11 protein-coding genes and 1 riboswitch are annotated in these 13,639 nt (G+C 43.8%); of the genes, 9 read left to right on the top strand and 2 right to left on the bottom strand.

Annotated elements, in window-relative coordinates; genetic code table 11:
• Positions 1-21 precede the first annotated feature (21 nt).
• The 4 genes from DI53_RS06520 (at position 22) to DI53_RS06505 (ending at position 2,496) form a co-directional block, all read left to right on the top strand.
• Positions 22-465: a low molecular weight protein-tyrosine-phosphatase gene (locus tag DI53_RS06520; protein WP_037496909.1), complete on the top strand. Its 444-nt coding sequence runs from the start codon at positions 22-24 to the stop codon at positions 463-465.
• A 147-nt stretch (positions 466-612) separates the two neighbouring features.
• Positions 613-960, top strand: a complete 348-nt coding sequence (locus DI53_RS06515; protein ID WP_037497104.1) for a hypothetical protein — start codon at positions 613-615, stop codon at positions 958-960.
• A gap of 4 nt (positions 961-964) precedes the next feature.
• Entirely contained in the window at positions 965-1,732 is a 768-nt protein-coding gene (locus tag DI53_RS06510) for a peptidylprolyl isomerase (protein ID WP_241462385.1), read from the top strand.
• The gene (locus DI53_RS06505) at positions 1,732-2,496 is read left to right on the top strand and encodes an exodeoxyribonuclease III (protein WP_037496907.1); all 765 of its coding nucleotides are present in this window, start codon (positions 1,732-1,734) and stop codon (positions 2,494-2,496) included. The genes DI53_RS06510 and DI53_RS06505 overlap by 1 nt, the downstream gene beginning before the upstream one ends.
• Positions 2,497-2,505: 9 nt before the next feature.
• Here DI53_RS06505 and DI53_RS06500 read toward each other — a convergent pair whose 3' ends face one another.
• Positions 2,506-2,931, bottom strand: coding sequence for a 6-pyruvoyl trahydropterin synthase family protein (locus DI53_RS06500; RefSeq protein ID WP_037496905.1), 426 nt, complete (start codon positions 2,929-2,931; stop codon positions 2,506-2,508).
• 109 nt (positions 2,932-3,040) lie between these two features.
• On the bottom strand, positions 3,041-4,210 hold the full coding sequence (locus DI53_RS06495; protein ID WP_037496902.1) for an alpha-hydroxy acid oxidase: 1,170 nt from the start codon (positions 4,208-4,210) through the stop codon (positions 3,041-3,043).
• Between the two features lie 132 nt (positions 4,211-4,342).
• Positions 4,343-4,447, top strand: a riboswitch (SAM riboswitch).
• Positions 4,448-4,520: 73 nt separating this feature from the next.
• Here DI53_RS06495 and metE point away from each other — a divergent pair.
• The 5 genes from metE (at position 4,521) to DI53_RS06470 (ending at position 13,560) form a co-directional block, all read left to right on the top strand.
• Positions 4,521-6,833 carry a 5-methyltetrahydropteroyltriglutamate--homocysteine S-methyltransferase gene (gene metE, locus DI53_RS06490; protein WP_037496901.1) on the top strand — a complete coding sequence of 771 codons (2,313 nt, stop codon included), beginning with the start codon at positions 4,521-4,523 and terminating at the stop codon, positions 6,831-6,833.
• A 139-nt stretch (positions 6,834-6,972) separates the two neighbouring features.
• Entirely contained in the window at positions 6,973-7,149 is a 177-nt protein-coding gene (locus tag DI53_RS20455; protein WP_169741988.1) for a hypothetical protein, read from the top strand.
• 219 nt (positions 7,150-7,368) lie between these two features.
• Positions 7,369-7,740 (top strand): hypothetical protein, encoded by a 372-nt coding sequence (locus DI53_RS06480; protein ID WP_037496899.1) that lies wholly within the window; start codon positions 7,369-7,371, stop codon positions 7,738-7,740.
• Between the two features lie 124 nt (positions 7,741-7,864).
• Entirely contained in the window at positions 7,865-8,968 is a 1,104-nt protein-coding gene (locus DI53_RS06475; protein WP_037496897.1) for an efflux RND transporter periplasmic adaptor subunit, read from the top strand.
• Between the two features lie 29 nt (positions 8,969-8,997).
• A complete protein-coding gene (locus DI53_RS06470) occupies positions 8,998-13,560 on the top strand; it encodes an efflux RND transporter permease subunit (protein ID WP_037496896.1) in 4,563 nt (1,520 codons plus the stop codon).
• The last annotated feature ends 79 nt before the right edge of the window (positions 13,561-13,639 follow it).

Here is a 13,639-nt window from a genome sequence, read left to right as displayed (position 1 = left end):
AGAATATACTAATTTAGGAGAATGAAAATTTTAATGGTTTGTTTAGGTAATATTTGCCGTTCACCGCTTGCTCATGGTATATTGGCGCACATGATTCACGAGAATGGTTTGGATTGGACGGTAGAGTCTGCGGGTACCGGTGATTGGCACGTTGGACAAGCGCCAGATAGGCGATCTGTCAGCGTCGCCAAAAAATATGGTGTAGATATATCCGCGCAGCGCGCAAGGCACTTTGCTCAAGCTTTCTTCGATCAATACGACTATATTTTTGTTATGGATGACAAAAATTACAGCGATGTGCGATCACTAGCTCGAGACGAAGCAGATCTTAAAAAGGTAAAAATGTTTTTGTTGGAAGGGATTGTTCCTGATCCTTACTTTGACGAAACCCAATTTGAACCTGTTTACCAACTTATTGCAGACCGCTGTCAAGTGCTTATTAACGAGCTGCAGAGCGAGAACTAGGTAGTAGCAGGGTAAATATGACGAAGATCCGGAATCTTTCCTGTCGAGTTCGTCGTGTCTGCTCGCATGTGACGGTCGAAAGTCTTTAATAATTTCCTACTTTTGTTTGCAGCCCGCTGTATTGGGGAGGCTATAGGAAGTGAAAAAATGAAAATAGCAGAAGTAAATAAAAAATGGAGCGAGTTGCAGCGCACATTAGCGACGGAATTCGATATGGATACGCCAGATTTAAAGGTCGTCTTGTTTTTAATTGGCGTGCAAGAGCTTGGGAAAGGTCCACAAACCTTTTCAAAGCGGGAGAAGGAAGAGCTTATGCATATTGCAACCTGCAGACTGTTCAGTGCGATGGGTTTTTATGAACTCCGGGGATTGGACGAAGAAGGGTGGCCGCATTGGGAACTTGTTAAACCGATTCCGAACTATACGCTGCTGGAGCAGGAACTTATTATAAAATCATTGATAGTCGACTATTTCGAAGATACCTATACCTTTTAAACAAATGATGAATCAGCATTTAAGAAAAATTTTAACCTTCGTTTTTACGCTGCTTGTTGGAGGCGTAGTCTTCGCAAAGACCCCTGTTTTTCACTATGTAGTGATTAAGACGGATAAGGGTACTTGCTTATTGAAGCTATATAACGAAACCCCTAAACACCGCGACAACTTCGTTAAATTAGTTGATAGCGGATATTATGATAGCCTTCTTTTTCATCGCGTTATACACAACTTTATGGTGCAGGGTGGCGATCCCGACTCCCGATATGCTGCTGAGAAGCAAGCGCTAGGAAATGGAGGGCCAGATTATACTATACCGGCTGAAATGCAGGAGGGCTTGATCCATAAAAAAGGGACTATCGGCGCGGCGCGCGATGATAATCCTGCCAAACAATCATCTGGATCACAATTTTACTTCGTGCAGGGGCGTGTGTTCAGTAATGCTGCGCTTGACTCCTTGGAGCAATTCCGGCTAAAAGGAAAAAAGCTTAGTGATGCGCAACGCAAAGCATACACCACGGTTGGGGGCACGCCACACTTGGATGGAAACTATACCGTTTTTGGCGAGTTGATGAATGGGGTCGAAACTATAGACAATATCGCCGCGGTAAAAACGGATGAAAAAGATCGACCCATCCGGGACCTGCGTATGTCGATGAAGTTGTTAACACGCCGGGAAGCACTGAATCTAGAACGTGAAGCCGCTGGCTTGCCGGCAAAGACTGGTGTGCTTACGCGATTTTTTGATCTATTTTCTTCAAAAAGATATTAATGAAAGTTATTACCTATAACGTCAACGGCTTGCGCGCTGCTTTGAAAAAAGATTGGCTAGGCTGGGTGAAGACGATAAATCCCGATGTTATCTGCCTGCAGGAGATTAAAGCGACTCAAGATCAAATTCCGGAAATCCTATTTTTAGAACAAATGGGGTACGAGCACTATTGGTATCCGGCGCAGAAAAAAGGCTATAGCGGTACAGCTATCTTCACCAAGATCGCGCCAAATCATGTGGAGTATGGTTGCGGTCATGAAGACTACGATTTCGAAGGCCGGATGATTCGTGCTGATTTTGATGATGTCTCCGTGATGAGTGTGTACTTCCCTTCCGGAACGACCGGCGATACCCGACAAGACTTTAAATATAAGTTTCTAGCAGATTTTCAGGATTATAGCGATAAGCTTCTAGTAGACAAGCCTAATCTCGTGATTTCTGGAGATTATAACATCTGTCATCGGGCTATCGATATCCACAATCCAAAATCAAATGCCAATAGCTCGGGTTTTTTACCTGCGGAACGCGAGTGGATGGAAAATTTTATCAATTCCGGCTATGTTGATTCCTTTCGACATCTACATGAAGATCCACACCACTACACCTGGTGGAGTTATCGTGCAGGGGCTAGAGCGAGAAACTTGGGTTGGCGCATTGATTATAACATGATCTCCAAGCCCCTTCAGGAGCGTTTAGTTGCTGCGGAGATTATACCCACCGCAATACATTCCGATCATTGCCCAGTGTTACTCGAGCTTAGATAGCTCGAGCCGTTATAAGCTGCGTGTATACGTGGCCGAGCATTTTGCTGTTTCTTCAACCTTGCACGAAAGCAAAGTCACGGCATGGGGCTGTAGTTGTTGCGGGCCAATTTCTTCAACAAGATAACGCGCTATATTTTCCGCGGTAGGGTTAAAGGGAACAATCACGAGGCTATCTTCCGTAAGTGCTTGCAGCTGCGGTAGTAGCTCATCTTCCTGCCAGATTAAAAATTTATGGTCGAAATGTTCTTCGAGCCATGCGCATAATGTTGATTTTATCACAGAAAAATCAACCACTCTCCCAACTTCATCCAGTTTTTCTGCGGCTACCGTAAAATGTATACGGTAGTTGTGTCCGTGTAGAAAGCGGCATTTTCCTTCATGCCCCACTACACGGTGTCCACAGGAAATATCGTGGTATCGTTCAGCAACTATCATGGTGCAAAGATACAAATAGATTTTTAGGGGTGGGGATACAAAAAAACAGCATGTATACGAAATATCATCATTCGCATACATGCTGTCTCCGTTCTAGGAATTCCTATAGCTATTTTTGAATAAGGCGGCCCGGAAATTGACTGATATTTTCCAGAGTCAATTGTTGCATCACTTGGTAAAGTTGTGCTTTAAAAAGGTTGATGGTATGTTCTGCACCTTCATCGCCCAGGGCACCTACGCCATACATAAACGGCCGCCCCATAAAGTTAAAGTCAGCCCCAACTGCATGTGCTCTTGCTAAATCCACGCCCGAGCGTATGCCACCATCCAACATGATTTTCGTTTTGCCAGTATACAATGGGTTTTGCGCCAATCGAATTAACGAATTGATGGAAGATTCACCGGCATCAATCTGTCGCCCACCATGGTTTGATACAATAACGCCATCCACGCCAATATCAATAGAAGCTTGCATATCTTCTTCTGTCGTGATACCTTTCAATACCAATGGGCCTTTCCAAATATCGCGTATTGCCTTCACTTTCTCGACATTTACCTTCCCAGTGAAGGTGCGGTTCATAAATTGGCCCAGCTGACTTAAATCTAGCCCTTTTTCCATGTATGGTTTCAATGTCGCAAAAGACGGAATGCCGTGTTGCAGGGTTTTGATGCCCCATAAAGGTCTTAGCATAGCTTGCACCACATTTGCTATATTCATTTTGGGGGGCATAGAAAGTCCGCTTTTTATCTCCCTGTAACGTAATCCAAAGGATGGAACATCTACCAGCACTACCAATACCGGACATTCTACCTCCTTCAAGCGACGGAGGATGTCATCCCGCAACCTGTCTTCAGTAGGATGGTAAAGCTGAAACCATGCTTTGCCATCTGAAACTTCTGCAATGCGTTCGATGCTGCTTGTAGAAACCGTACTTAGCGTGTATGGGATGTCATGTTTAGCCGCTGCTTTTGCTAGGATTTCCGGCGCATTAGGCCACATCAGCCCTTGGAGGCCGATGGGTGAAATCCCAAATGGGGCGCTGTAGCGTCGTCCGAACAATTCCACGGACATGTCAATGTCGCCCGCTACGTGTAAATATTGTGGTTTAAGTAAGATGTCGTCAAAATCGCTTTCGTTTCTTACGAGGTTCAACTCTTCATTCGCCCCGCCTTCCAAATAGTCAAATGCAAACTTAGGAATGCGCGATTTTGCCTTGATTTTTAGATCTGCAATGGATGGATATCTTGGATTGTACTTATAGAGAATCTTCTTACTCATGTAAACGACGGTTTAAATTATAGGAGCCGAATATACGTACTATTCATGAAAATACCATCCTGTACAGGTCGGTCTTCCCTGATTTCGATAAATATTTTTTGTTATATTGAAATTTAATGTATATCTTAGCACCGCTTATAGAGAAAGGCCGAGGGAATAGACCCGCTGAAGCCTTAGCAACCTGTCACTAGACAAGGTGCTACATTCTACTCCGGATAAGCTGGGGAAAGATAAGCTGAGATCACTAGTCCTAGTGTCCTTCTCTCCAAGCAGCAATATTTAAGGAAAGAAAAATTTAACAAACACATTTATGTTATTAACAAACAATTTAGGATATCCTCGCGTGGGTGCTTTCCGCGAATTGAAGAAGGCTAATGAAGCATATTGGGCGAAGAAAATCAGCGCTGAAGAATTATTGCAAGCTGCGCTTAAAATTCGGGAGAGCAACTGGAAAACACAGCAAGATGCAGGTATCGACCTGATCCCTTCCAACGACTTTTCGTTTTATGATCAAGTATTGGATTTGTCGTTGACAGTAGGGGCTATTCCAGCACGTTATAACTCGCTATTGGATAAGATCGACCGTCAGTATAATTTGGACTTGTACTTTGCAATGGCGCGTGGTTTCCAAGAAGAGGGTGTCGATGTTACGGCGATGGAAATGACTAAATGGTTTGACACCAATTACCATTACATTGTTCCGGAGTTTACGAAAGGTCAAACGTTCAAATTAACATCCGAAAAGTTTTTAAACGAGTATAAAGAAGCAAAATCATTAGGTATCGAAACGAAACCGGTATTGATTGGCCCAATAACTTACCTTTTATTAGGTAAAGAAAAAGAAGCTGACTTCAACAGAATCGATTTAATAGATGCACTATTGCCTGTTTACGAAGAGATATTGGCAAAATTGGCAGAAGCAGGTGCACAATATGTGCAGATAGATGAGCCTTTTTTGGCCTTGGATATCGATGCGTCAACGCGCAGCCTTTACGCTACAGTTTTCGAAAAATTGGCAGCAGCAGCGAAAGGTGTGAAATTAATTGTTGCTACCTATTTCGAAGCTCTTCGTGATAACGAGGAAACAGCATTAAACCTTCCTGTTCACGCGCTTCACCTTGATCTTGTCCGCGGTGAAAACCAACTGGACAGCGTTTTAGCGAAAGTTCCTGCGTCATTAACGCTTTCTCTAGGTGTCGTTGAAGGTCGGAATATCTGGAAAAATGACTATGAGAAATCGTTAGGAAAAATTAAACAAGCTGTGGATGCTTTAGGTGCTGACCGCGTTTGGGTTGCGCCTTCATCATCGTTGTTGCACGTGCCTTTCGATTTAGATAATGAGGATAACGAAGAATCATTACCAGCAGAGGTAAAAAACTGGTTAGCTTTTGCGAAGCAGAAATTAGCGGAAGTTAAAGATTTAGCTGTATTGGCTGATGGAGAAGTTGACGCAAAGACAGCTGAACGCTTTGAAGCAAATAAAGCAGCTGCTGAAAGCCGCCGTACTTCACCTTTAATCCACAAGCGGGAAGTAAAAGACCGTGTGAGCAATATTACCGATGAGGATGCGAAACGTACCTCCGTTTTCGCCGCACGTAAAGAAGCGCAACAAGCGAAATTTAACTTGCCATCCTTTGCGACAACTACTATCGGTTCATTCCCACAAACCAAAGATGTACGTAAGTGGAGAGCAGACCTTAAAAAAGGTGCTATCAGCCAAGAAGCGTATGATAAAGAAATTGCGGAAGAAACAGAAAGAACGATTCGTTTACAAGAAGAACTGGATATCGATGTATTGGTACATGGGGAGTTCGAACGTAACGACATGGTGGAGTACTTTGGAGAGCAATTAGCCGGCTATGCCTTCACCAAAAATGGATGGGTACAGTCGTACGGTTCACGTTGTGTTAAACCGCCGGTAATTTATGGCGATGTTTACCGCCCAGAAGATATGACCGTTCGTTGGTCTGCTTATGCGCAATCATTAACTAGCCGCCCTGTAAAAGGAATGTTAACAGGTCCGGTTACCATCTTACAATGGTCATTCGTTCGTAACGATCAACCGCGCTCTACGACAACATACCAAATTGCTTTGGCGATTTTGGATGAGGTGCAAGCTTTAGAAAAAGCAGGGATCAAAATTATTCAGATTGATGAGCCTGCAATCCGTGAAGGTCTGCCATTGCGTCAAGCAGATCAGCAAGATTATTTAAATTGGGCGGTTCGCGCTTTCCGCGTTTCTTCGTCCAATGTAGATGACGATACGCAGATCCACACGCACATGTGTTATTCCGAGTTTAACGATATCATTGAAGATATCGCGGCTATGGATGCTGATGTAATTACCATTGAGACATCGCGTTCCCAAATGGAGCTGTTGGATGCATTCGCTGCTGATTTCAAATATCCAAACGATATCGGACCGGGTGTTTACGATATTCACTCGCCACGTGTGCCTAGCACCGAAGAGATGGTAGATTTATTGCGTAAAGCAAAAGCTGTAGTTCCTGCAGAGCAGCTTTGGGTAAATCCAGACTGTGGTTTGAAAACCAGAGCTTGGCCAGAAACCAAAGCAGCGTTAGAATCGATGGTTGAGGCTGCAAAAATCTTGCGCGCGGAATAACATCGGAATTAGTATTTATAAAATGAGCAACAGCCTGAAGTTTTACCTTTCAGGCTGTTCTTTTTTTTTATATTCGATACAAATAACGCTTTCTGTGCAACATTTTGCCTTTGCCGTTGTTCTTTATAAAAAAATTACGATGAAAAGATTCTCTTATTTTACGGTGTTTGCTTTTGCAATCACGATGTTAACAAGTTGTCAACTTATAGGCGACATTTTTAAAGCAGGAGTTTGGTCTGGGGTTATCCTAGTGGTCGTGGTCATCGCGGTTATTATTTGGATCATAGCGAAAGTTGCCGGCGGCGGAAAACGCTAATAACAACTAATTCAAACAGCAGCACTACTAGCCCACTGTTGAAACGTTATGTTTCGAATCTCCCACCAAAGCAAAAGTCAGCATAAGTCGTGGTTGTCAGGATTATCTAGACCGGACAACCACGATGTAACATTTTTTTGACTCATCCAGTCTCCTTTTAACAGGTTTTTTACAAATAGACGTTGCTAGCTTGCGACAGGCTTATTAGCTTTGTCAAGCATGTTACACAAATTGATTCATTATTTGGTTTTGTTGAGCTATTTAAATATCCTCGGATATGAAGCCAGCGCAAATATTCCCGAAATTGAAGATGATTATCTTTTAAACGGTGAATCACTTTTGGAATTCGTGTTAGATGACGTCCTAGACCTGCCTGTCGATAAAGAGACGGATGACGTAGAAATCAGGTACGAAGAATATCGTGCTATTCCTTATTCAGATTATATCCTCCCTATATTTGTACTTATTTTGGGTACCCTGTTTTTGTTCAGGCCGCCTACCCAAGATCAGAAACATCCTGTATATGATGCGAAAAAGCGTCAAATAATTCCCGGTTATTATGCCTTCCTGTATCGGTTAAAACCATTCTAATCACGTGCTATTCCGAATAGTTTCCTAATTCTAGGTTTAGCTTTGAACGTCAGCGTAGAAAGCTGGGTTTGAATTTTTTGGGTTTGATGCCCTGTGTGATTACATGTTTTAACAAAAAAAGTAAATGAATAAATATTTCTTGTTTTTCCCTGTGGTGGGGATGTTTTGGCTATTAGCCGGTTGCAATGGAAAAAGTGCTGAAAATAAATCTACGTCTTTACGCGAAGTACCCGTAGGTGGTTTGATATCCATGGATACCACTATCTATCAATATTATATAGCCGATATACAGGCCGCCCGCAATGTGGAGGTTCGATCTCGATTAAGCGGCTTTTTGGAAGAAATTTATGTCGATGAAGGCCGGATGGTTAAAGCTGGGCAGGTGCTATTCCGGATGAATGATGAAGAGTATAAAGCTGATCATGCAAAGGCACAAGCTGCTTTAAATACAGCAATCGCTGAAGCGAAGAAGGTGGAATTAGAAAAAGAACGCACGAAGAAGCTCGTCGAAAAAGATATCGTCTCGACAACGGAGCAGGAGCTTATCGCTGTGCAATACAAAGCGGCACAATCCAAAGTGGAGCAGGCAAGAGCCGTAGTTAACCAAACGGGGACTCGACTGGCGCGGACGCTGATTAGAGCTCCATTTAGCGGCCGGATTAATCGGATTTTGCTTAAGGCCGGATCGTTGTTAGAAGAAGGTGCGCTGATAACAAGCCTATCTGACGTCAGTGATTTAAATGTTTATTTCGATATTTCTGAAGCTGAATACCTTGCACTCGCTACCGACTCAACATTTAGCAGTAATACATTTAAACGTAAGGTAAAGCTAGCTTTAGCCAATGGGCAAGAATATCCGCATACGGGCGAGGCGCGTTTGGTGGATAACGAATTTGAGCCGACAACAGGGTCAATTTCGTTGCGGGCGAAATTTCCAAACGAAGCGGGGCTGCTTAAACATGGCGCTTCCGGTAAAATTGGGGTGCCGATTTCCACGGGGCTTACCCAGTTCGTTCATCAGAAGTCGGTTTTCGAGATTCAGGATAAAGCATATGTATACGTTGTGACGGACGATCAAACAGTAAAAATGAAACCATTTATTGCCGGCCAGCGCGTAGGACATTATTATATCGTTGCGGACGGTCTTGATAAAAATGACCGTATCGTTTATGAAGGCGTGCAAGGTCTTCGCGATGGTATGAAAATAAAGCCTATAGCACAGAAATAGAAGGTTACACATTTTACGAGTTTTAGTCTATGTTCGAAACATATATAAGAAGACCAGTATTATCACTGGTTATATCCATATTTATTACTTTGCTGGGCTTACTGGCGTTGTTTAGTTTACCTATTACCCAGTTTCCCGATATTGTTCCACCCTCTGTCGTTGTCACAGCAAATTATACAGGAGCCAATGCCGACGTAAGTACAAACGCGGTCGCCATTCCGCTTGAGAAGGCGATTAATGGTGTTGCGGGGATGACCTCCATGAACACCGTAACAACAAATAATGGTACAACACTGATTCAGGTTGCTTTCCAAGTAGGGGTAGATCCCGATATTGCGGCGGTGAACGTGCAGAATAGGGTGACCACCGTGTTGGATGAACTTCCTGAGGAAGTTATTCGAGCGGGTGTGACCACCGAAAAGGAAGTAAATAGTATGCTGATGTATCTGAATATTTATACGTCAGATGAGACGGCCGACGAACGCTTCATTTACAACTTCACGGACATCAATATTTTAAAGGAGCTGAAACGTATTGAAGGTGTGGGTTTTGCCCAAATCATGGGGATGCGCGACTATGCCATGCGCGTTTGGCTAAAGCCAGATCGCTTGGCAGCCTATCAAATTTCTACCGACGAGGTGATTGCATCTTTGCGTCGCCAAAATATAGAGGCCGCTCCAGGACAGACGGGTATTAGTTCAGATAAGACCACGAACATGCAGCAGTATGTACTCCGTTATCCCGGCAAATTTTCCGAGCCGGAGGAGTATGCTAATATCGCTATCCGTGCAAATACAGATGGATCCATCATTCGCGTGCGGGATATTGCCGATGTAGAGTTTGGGTCATTAGATTACGAGATGGTGTCAAAAACAGATGGACGTCCGTCTGCCTCCATCATGGTGAAACAGTTGCCCGGATCCAATGCGCAGGATGTTATCCAGCGTGTGAAGGATCGTATGGAAGAGTTGAAGACAACAAACTTCCCGTCAGGCATGACATATACGATGGGCTATGATGTATCCCGTTTTTTGGATGCTTCAATTTCAAGTGTTGTGAAAACCTTGATCGAAGCATTTATCTTGGTATTCCTCGTTGTTTTTATATTCCTGCAAGATTTTCGCGCAACAATTATTCCCATTCTTGCCGTTCCAGTCAGTTTGATTGGCGCATTATTTTTCATGATGATGATGGGTTTCTCCATAAATCTGTTGACATTGTTTGCACTGGTTTTGGCCATCGGGATCGTGGTGGATAATGGAATTGTGGTTGTGGAAGCAGTATATGCAAAAATGGAAGAAGAGCATCTCCAACCGATGGAAGCAACCTTAGCAGCGATTAAAGAAGTGGGCGCAGCAGTTATTGCTATTACGTTGGTCATGTCCGCCGTATTTGTGCCCGTAGCCTTTTTATCAGGCCCGGTTGGGATATTTTATCGACAATTCTCCTTAACGTTGGCATCGGCTATCGTCATTTCTGGAATCAATGCATTAACGTTAACGCCGGCTTTATGTGCCATAATTCTTCGTTCTCCACACGATAAAAAAGAGTCAAACAGCTTATTGTCACGATTTTTTAGACGATTCAACGCCGCCTATGATAAAACCGCTGGACGATACCGTAGCCTTTTAGCAAAGATTGTCGGCAGGCGAGTAATAACGATAGGTCTATTGGCCACTTTTTTTATTGCGACTTGGGGTGCCAGCAGCGTTTTGCCATCCGGCTTTATCCCTACGGAAGATCAGGGTATGATTTACGTTAGCGTGACGACGCCGCCAGGCGCTACTGTTGATAGGACGGAGAAAGCACTGGACGAGGTCGATGTCATTGCAAGAAATTTGGAAGCTGTGGAGACCGTGTCCACTTTAGCGGGGTACAGTATCCTGACGGAGGTTTCCGGAGCGTCTTACGGAATGGGAATGATCAATCTAAAAGCTTGGGATCAGCGTACCCAAACAGTCGATGATATGATCAACGAGCTTCGGCTCAAAACGGCACACATTGCCGATGCTGAAATTGAATTTTTTCCACCGCCTACCGTTCCTGGGTTTGGTAATGCTTCTGGATTTGAATTGCGGTTATTGGACCGAAGTGGAAATGAAGATCTGGGAAAGACAGCGGAAGTATTGGATAAGTTTTTGTCAGATCTGGCTGCGTCGGATGCGATAGAGAGTGCTTCGTCCGGGTTTGACGTATCATTTCCGCAATACATGTTAAATATAGACTATGACTTGGCGGCAAAAAAAGGAATCTCCGTGGAAAATGCGATGAATACATTGCAAACCCTGATGGGTAGTTTTTATGCCACTAATTTCATACGCTTCGGCCAGATGTACAAGGTCATGGTACAGGCTGATCCTAACTACCGGCAGACACCAGAGGACGTCCTCAAATTGTATCTGAAGACCGCGGATGGCGAAATGGTTCCGTATTCTTCCTTCATTACGATGAAAAGAATTTATGGACCAGAACAAATCACACGATACAATATGTTTACATCGGCCATGATCACGGGGCAACCTGCACCCGGATTTAGTACGGGGCAAGCTATTGAAACGGTTCTTAGCATCGCAGAAAACCTTCCTCAAGGCTATTCAATAGAATGGTCAGGGATGACACGTGAGCAGGTAATTTCTGGCGACCAAGCCGTCTATATCTTCGCGCTTTGTCTGGTTTTTGTCTATCTGTTGCTTTCTGCCCAATATGAAAGTTTCCTATTGCCACTACCCGTCATTCTATGTTTGCCGGCTGGGGTCTTTGGATCTTTCTTATTCTTGAAGCTTTTTGGTTTGGAAAACAATATTTATGCGCAAGTAGCTTTAGTCATGTTAATTGGTCTGTTAGGTAAAAATGCGATACTTATTGTAGAATATGCTGTATTGAAGCAAAAGCAAGGGATGGGAATAGTTCAAGCATCCATTGAGGGCGCGTATGCTAGGCTTCGCCCAATCCTGATGACGTCATTTGCCTTTATTGCAGGTCTGATTCCGCTGATGCTTGCTTCGGGTGCTGGCGCCATCGGTAACCGTACAATCGGTACCGCTTCTGTTGGCGGGATGATCATCGGTACCCTGTTAGGTGTAATTATTATTCCGGGATTATTTGTCCTTGTTTCTAGAGAGAAGAAGAAAAAGAAAAATATTCCAGCGGTTGCCACTATTTTACTTCTCTTGGGCTTCTTCGTATCCTGTAATGTTCCCAAACAATTGGATAAGCCGCAGGCACAATCGCTGCCGAAAGGCTTTTCCCATGATAGTCTGGCTGCAGATATGGATAGTGCTACGGTTGCGCATCAGCCTTGGGAGGCGGTGTTTTCTGATGTAAACTTGAAAATGCTTATCGATTCAGCATTGATTTACAACTATGATTTGCAGCAAGCGATTAAGCGGATAGAGATTGCGCAAGCCAGTTTCAAGCAGCGAAAGGCAGCACTTCTGCCCAGCTTAGATCTTGCCGCAGAGGCTGGCTTACGGAAGTATGGATTTTACACTGAAGCAGGTATTGGTAACTACGATTCCAATTTTTCGGAAAACCTGCGGGATGATGAGAAAATCCCCGAGCCAGCAGTTCCAGATTATTTCATTGGCGTGCGAGCGTCTTGGGAGCTGGATCTCTGGGGGAAACTAAAGAGCCAGAAAAATTCTGCATTCAACTCATTATTGGCAGAAAATGAAGCAAGAAGGCTCATTGAAACCGAGCTGGTGACCAACGTTGCATCGGCTTATTACGACTTGTTAAGTTTAGATGCCAAAATTAAGGTGTTTGATAATAACATCGAGCTGAATGAGCGCGCGTTGGAGATCTCTGTTTTGCAAAAAGAAGCTGGAAGAACATCGGAGTTAGGTGTTCGTCAATTTACCGCGATTGTGGCTGGCGCAAAAGCAGAAAGAGAGAAGGTAAAGCAGGAGATTGCGATATTAGAAAATCATATCAACTATTTGGTAGGCCGCTATAATCAGCCTGTTGAGCGTTCAGCGGATGGCTTTGCGAATAAGCGATTGTTTGAGAAGCTGGATGTTGGTACCCCGTTTCAGATGTTGGCCTCACGGCCAGATATTAGGGAGGCATCTTTTCTATTGTTGAGCGCCGAGCAAGATGTCAAAGCTTCCAAAGCTTCGTTTTTGCCTACGCTAGTTTTGTCGCCTTATATGGGCTTGCAAACATTTAGTTTCAGTAAATTGGTTGATTTCGATAAGTCGTTAACCTATGGCTTACTTGGCGGATTGACGGCGCCTCTGTTCAATCAACGGCAGTTGAAAAGCCAGTATGAGACCTACAAAGCGACTTACGGACTAAGTTTCTTGGAATATGAAAAGCGCGTTTTGCAAGCGTATAATGAAGTTTCTAATGCGGTGAATACACAGGAGTTTATCCAAAATAGAGAGCAACATATCGAGGATCAGGTTCTTGCGTTACGCGGAGCGGTGGATGCCGCGAATGAGCTATTTATAGCGGGCAGGGTTTCGTACCTGGATATTATTACGGCACAGAAAGACGCGATCGTTGCAGAGATTGATCAAGTTGAAATCCAAAAGGAAGAACTCTTGAACGAGATCGTGATTTATAAAGCACTCGGAGGCGGTTGGCGATAAGTCATAATAACAAAAATGAGCGCGGTTTTTTGCCGCGCCCATCTTTCGTTTATTTTTTATAAATAGGGATCTCAATAGT

Origin of the sequence: Sphingobacterium deserti (assembly GCF_000757725.1) — a bacterium.
Lineage (GTDB): Bacteria > Bacteroidota > Bacteroidia > Sphingobacteriales > Sphingobacteriaceae > Sphingobacterium > Sphingobacterium deserti.
Note: the sequence above shows the minus strand (reverse complement) of the source record. Positions and strands in the feature narration are given on the sequence as shown.

Coding starts and splice junctions, on each gene's coding strand:
- DI53_RS20455 (WP_169741988.1), top strand. CDS start 6,973: ATGAAAAGATTCTCTTATTTTACGGTGTTTGCTTTTGCAATCACGATG.
- DI53_RS06470 (WP_037496896.1), top strand. CDS start 8,998: ATGTTCGAAACATATATAAGAAGACCAGTATTATCACTGGTTATATCC.
- DI53_RS06520 (WP_037496909.1), top strand. CDS start 22: ATGAAAATTTTAATGGTTTGTTTAGGTAATATTTGCCGTTCACCGCTT.
- DI53_RS06500 (WP_037496905.1), bottom strand. CDS start 2,931: ATGATAGTTGCTGAACGATACCACGATATTTCCTGTGGACACCGTGTA.
- DI53_RS06505 (WP_037496907.1), top strand. CDS start 1,732: ATGAAAGTTATTACCTATAACGTCAACGGCTTGCGCGCTGCTTTGAAA.
- DI53_RS06515 (WP_037497104.1), top strand. CDS start 613: ATGAAAATAGCAGAAGTAAATAAAAAATGGAGCGAGTTGCAGCGCACA.
- DI53_RS06510 (WP_241462385.1), top strand. CDS start 965: ATGATGAATCAGCATTTAAGAAAAATTTTAACCTTCGTTTTTACGCTG.
- DI53_RS06480 (WP_037496899.1), top strand. CDS start 7,369: ATGTTACACAAATTGATTCATTATTTGGTTTTGTTGAGCTATTTAAAT.
- DI53_RS06475 (WP_037496897.1), top strand. CDS start 7,865: ATGAATAAATATTTCTTGTTTTTCCCTGTGGTGGGGATGTTTTGGCTA.
- DI53_RS06495 (WP_037496902.1), bottom strand. CDS start 4,210: ATGAGTAAGAAGATTCTCTATAAGTACAATCCAAGATATCCATCCATT.
- metE (WP_037496901.1), top strand. CDS start 4,521: ATGTTATTAACAAACAATTTAGGATATCCTCGCGTGGGTGCTTTCCGC.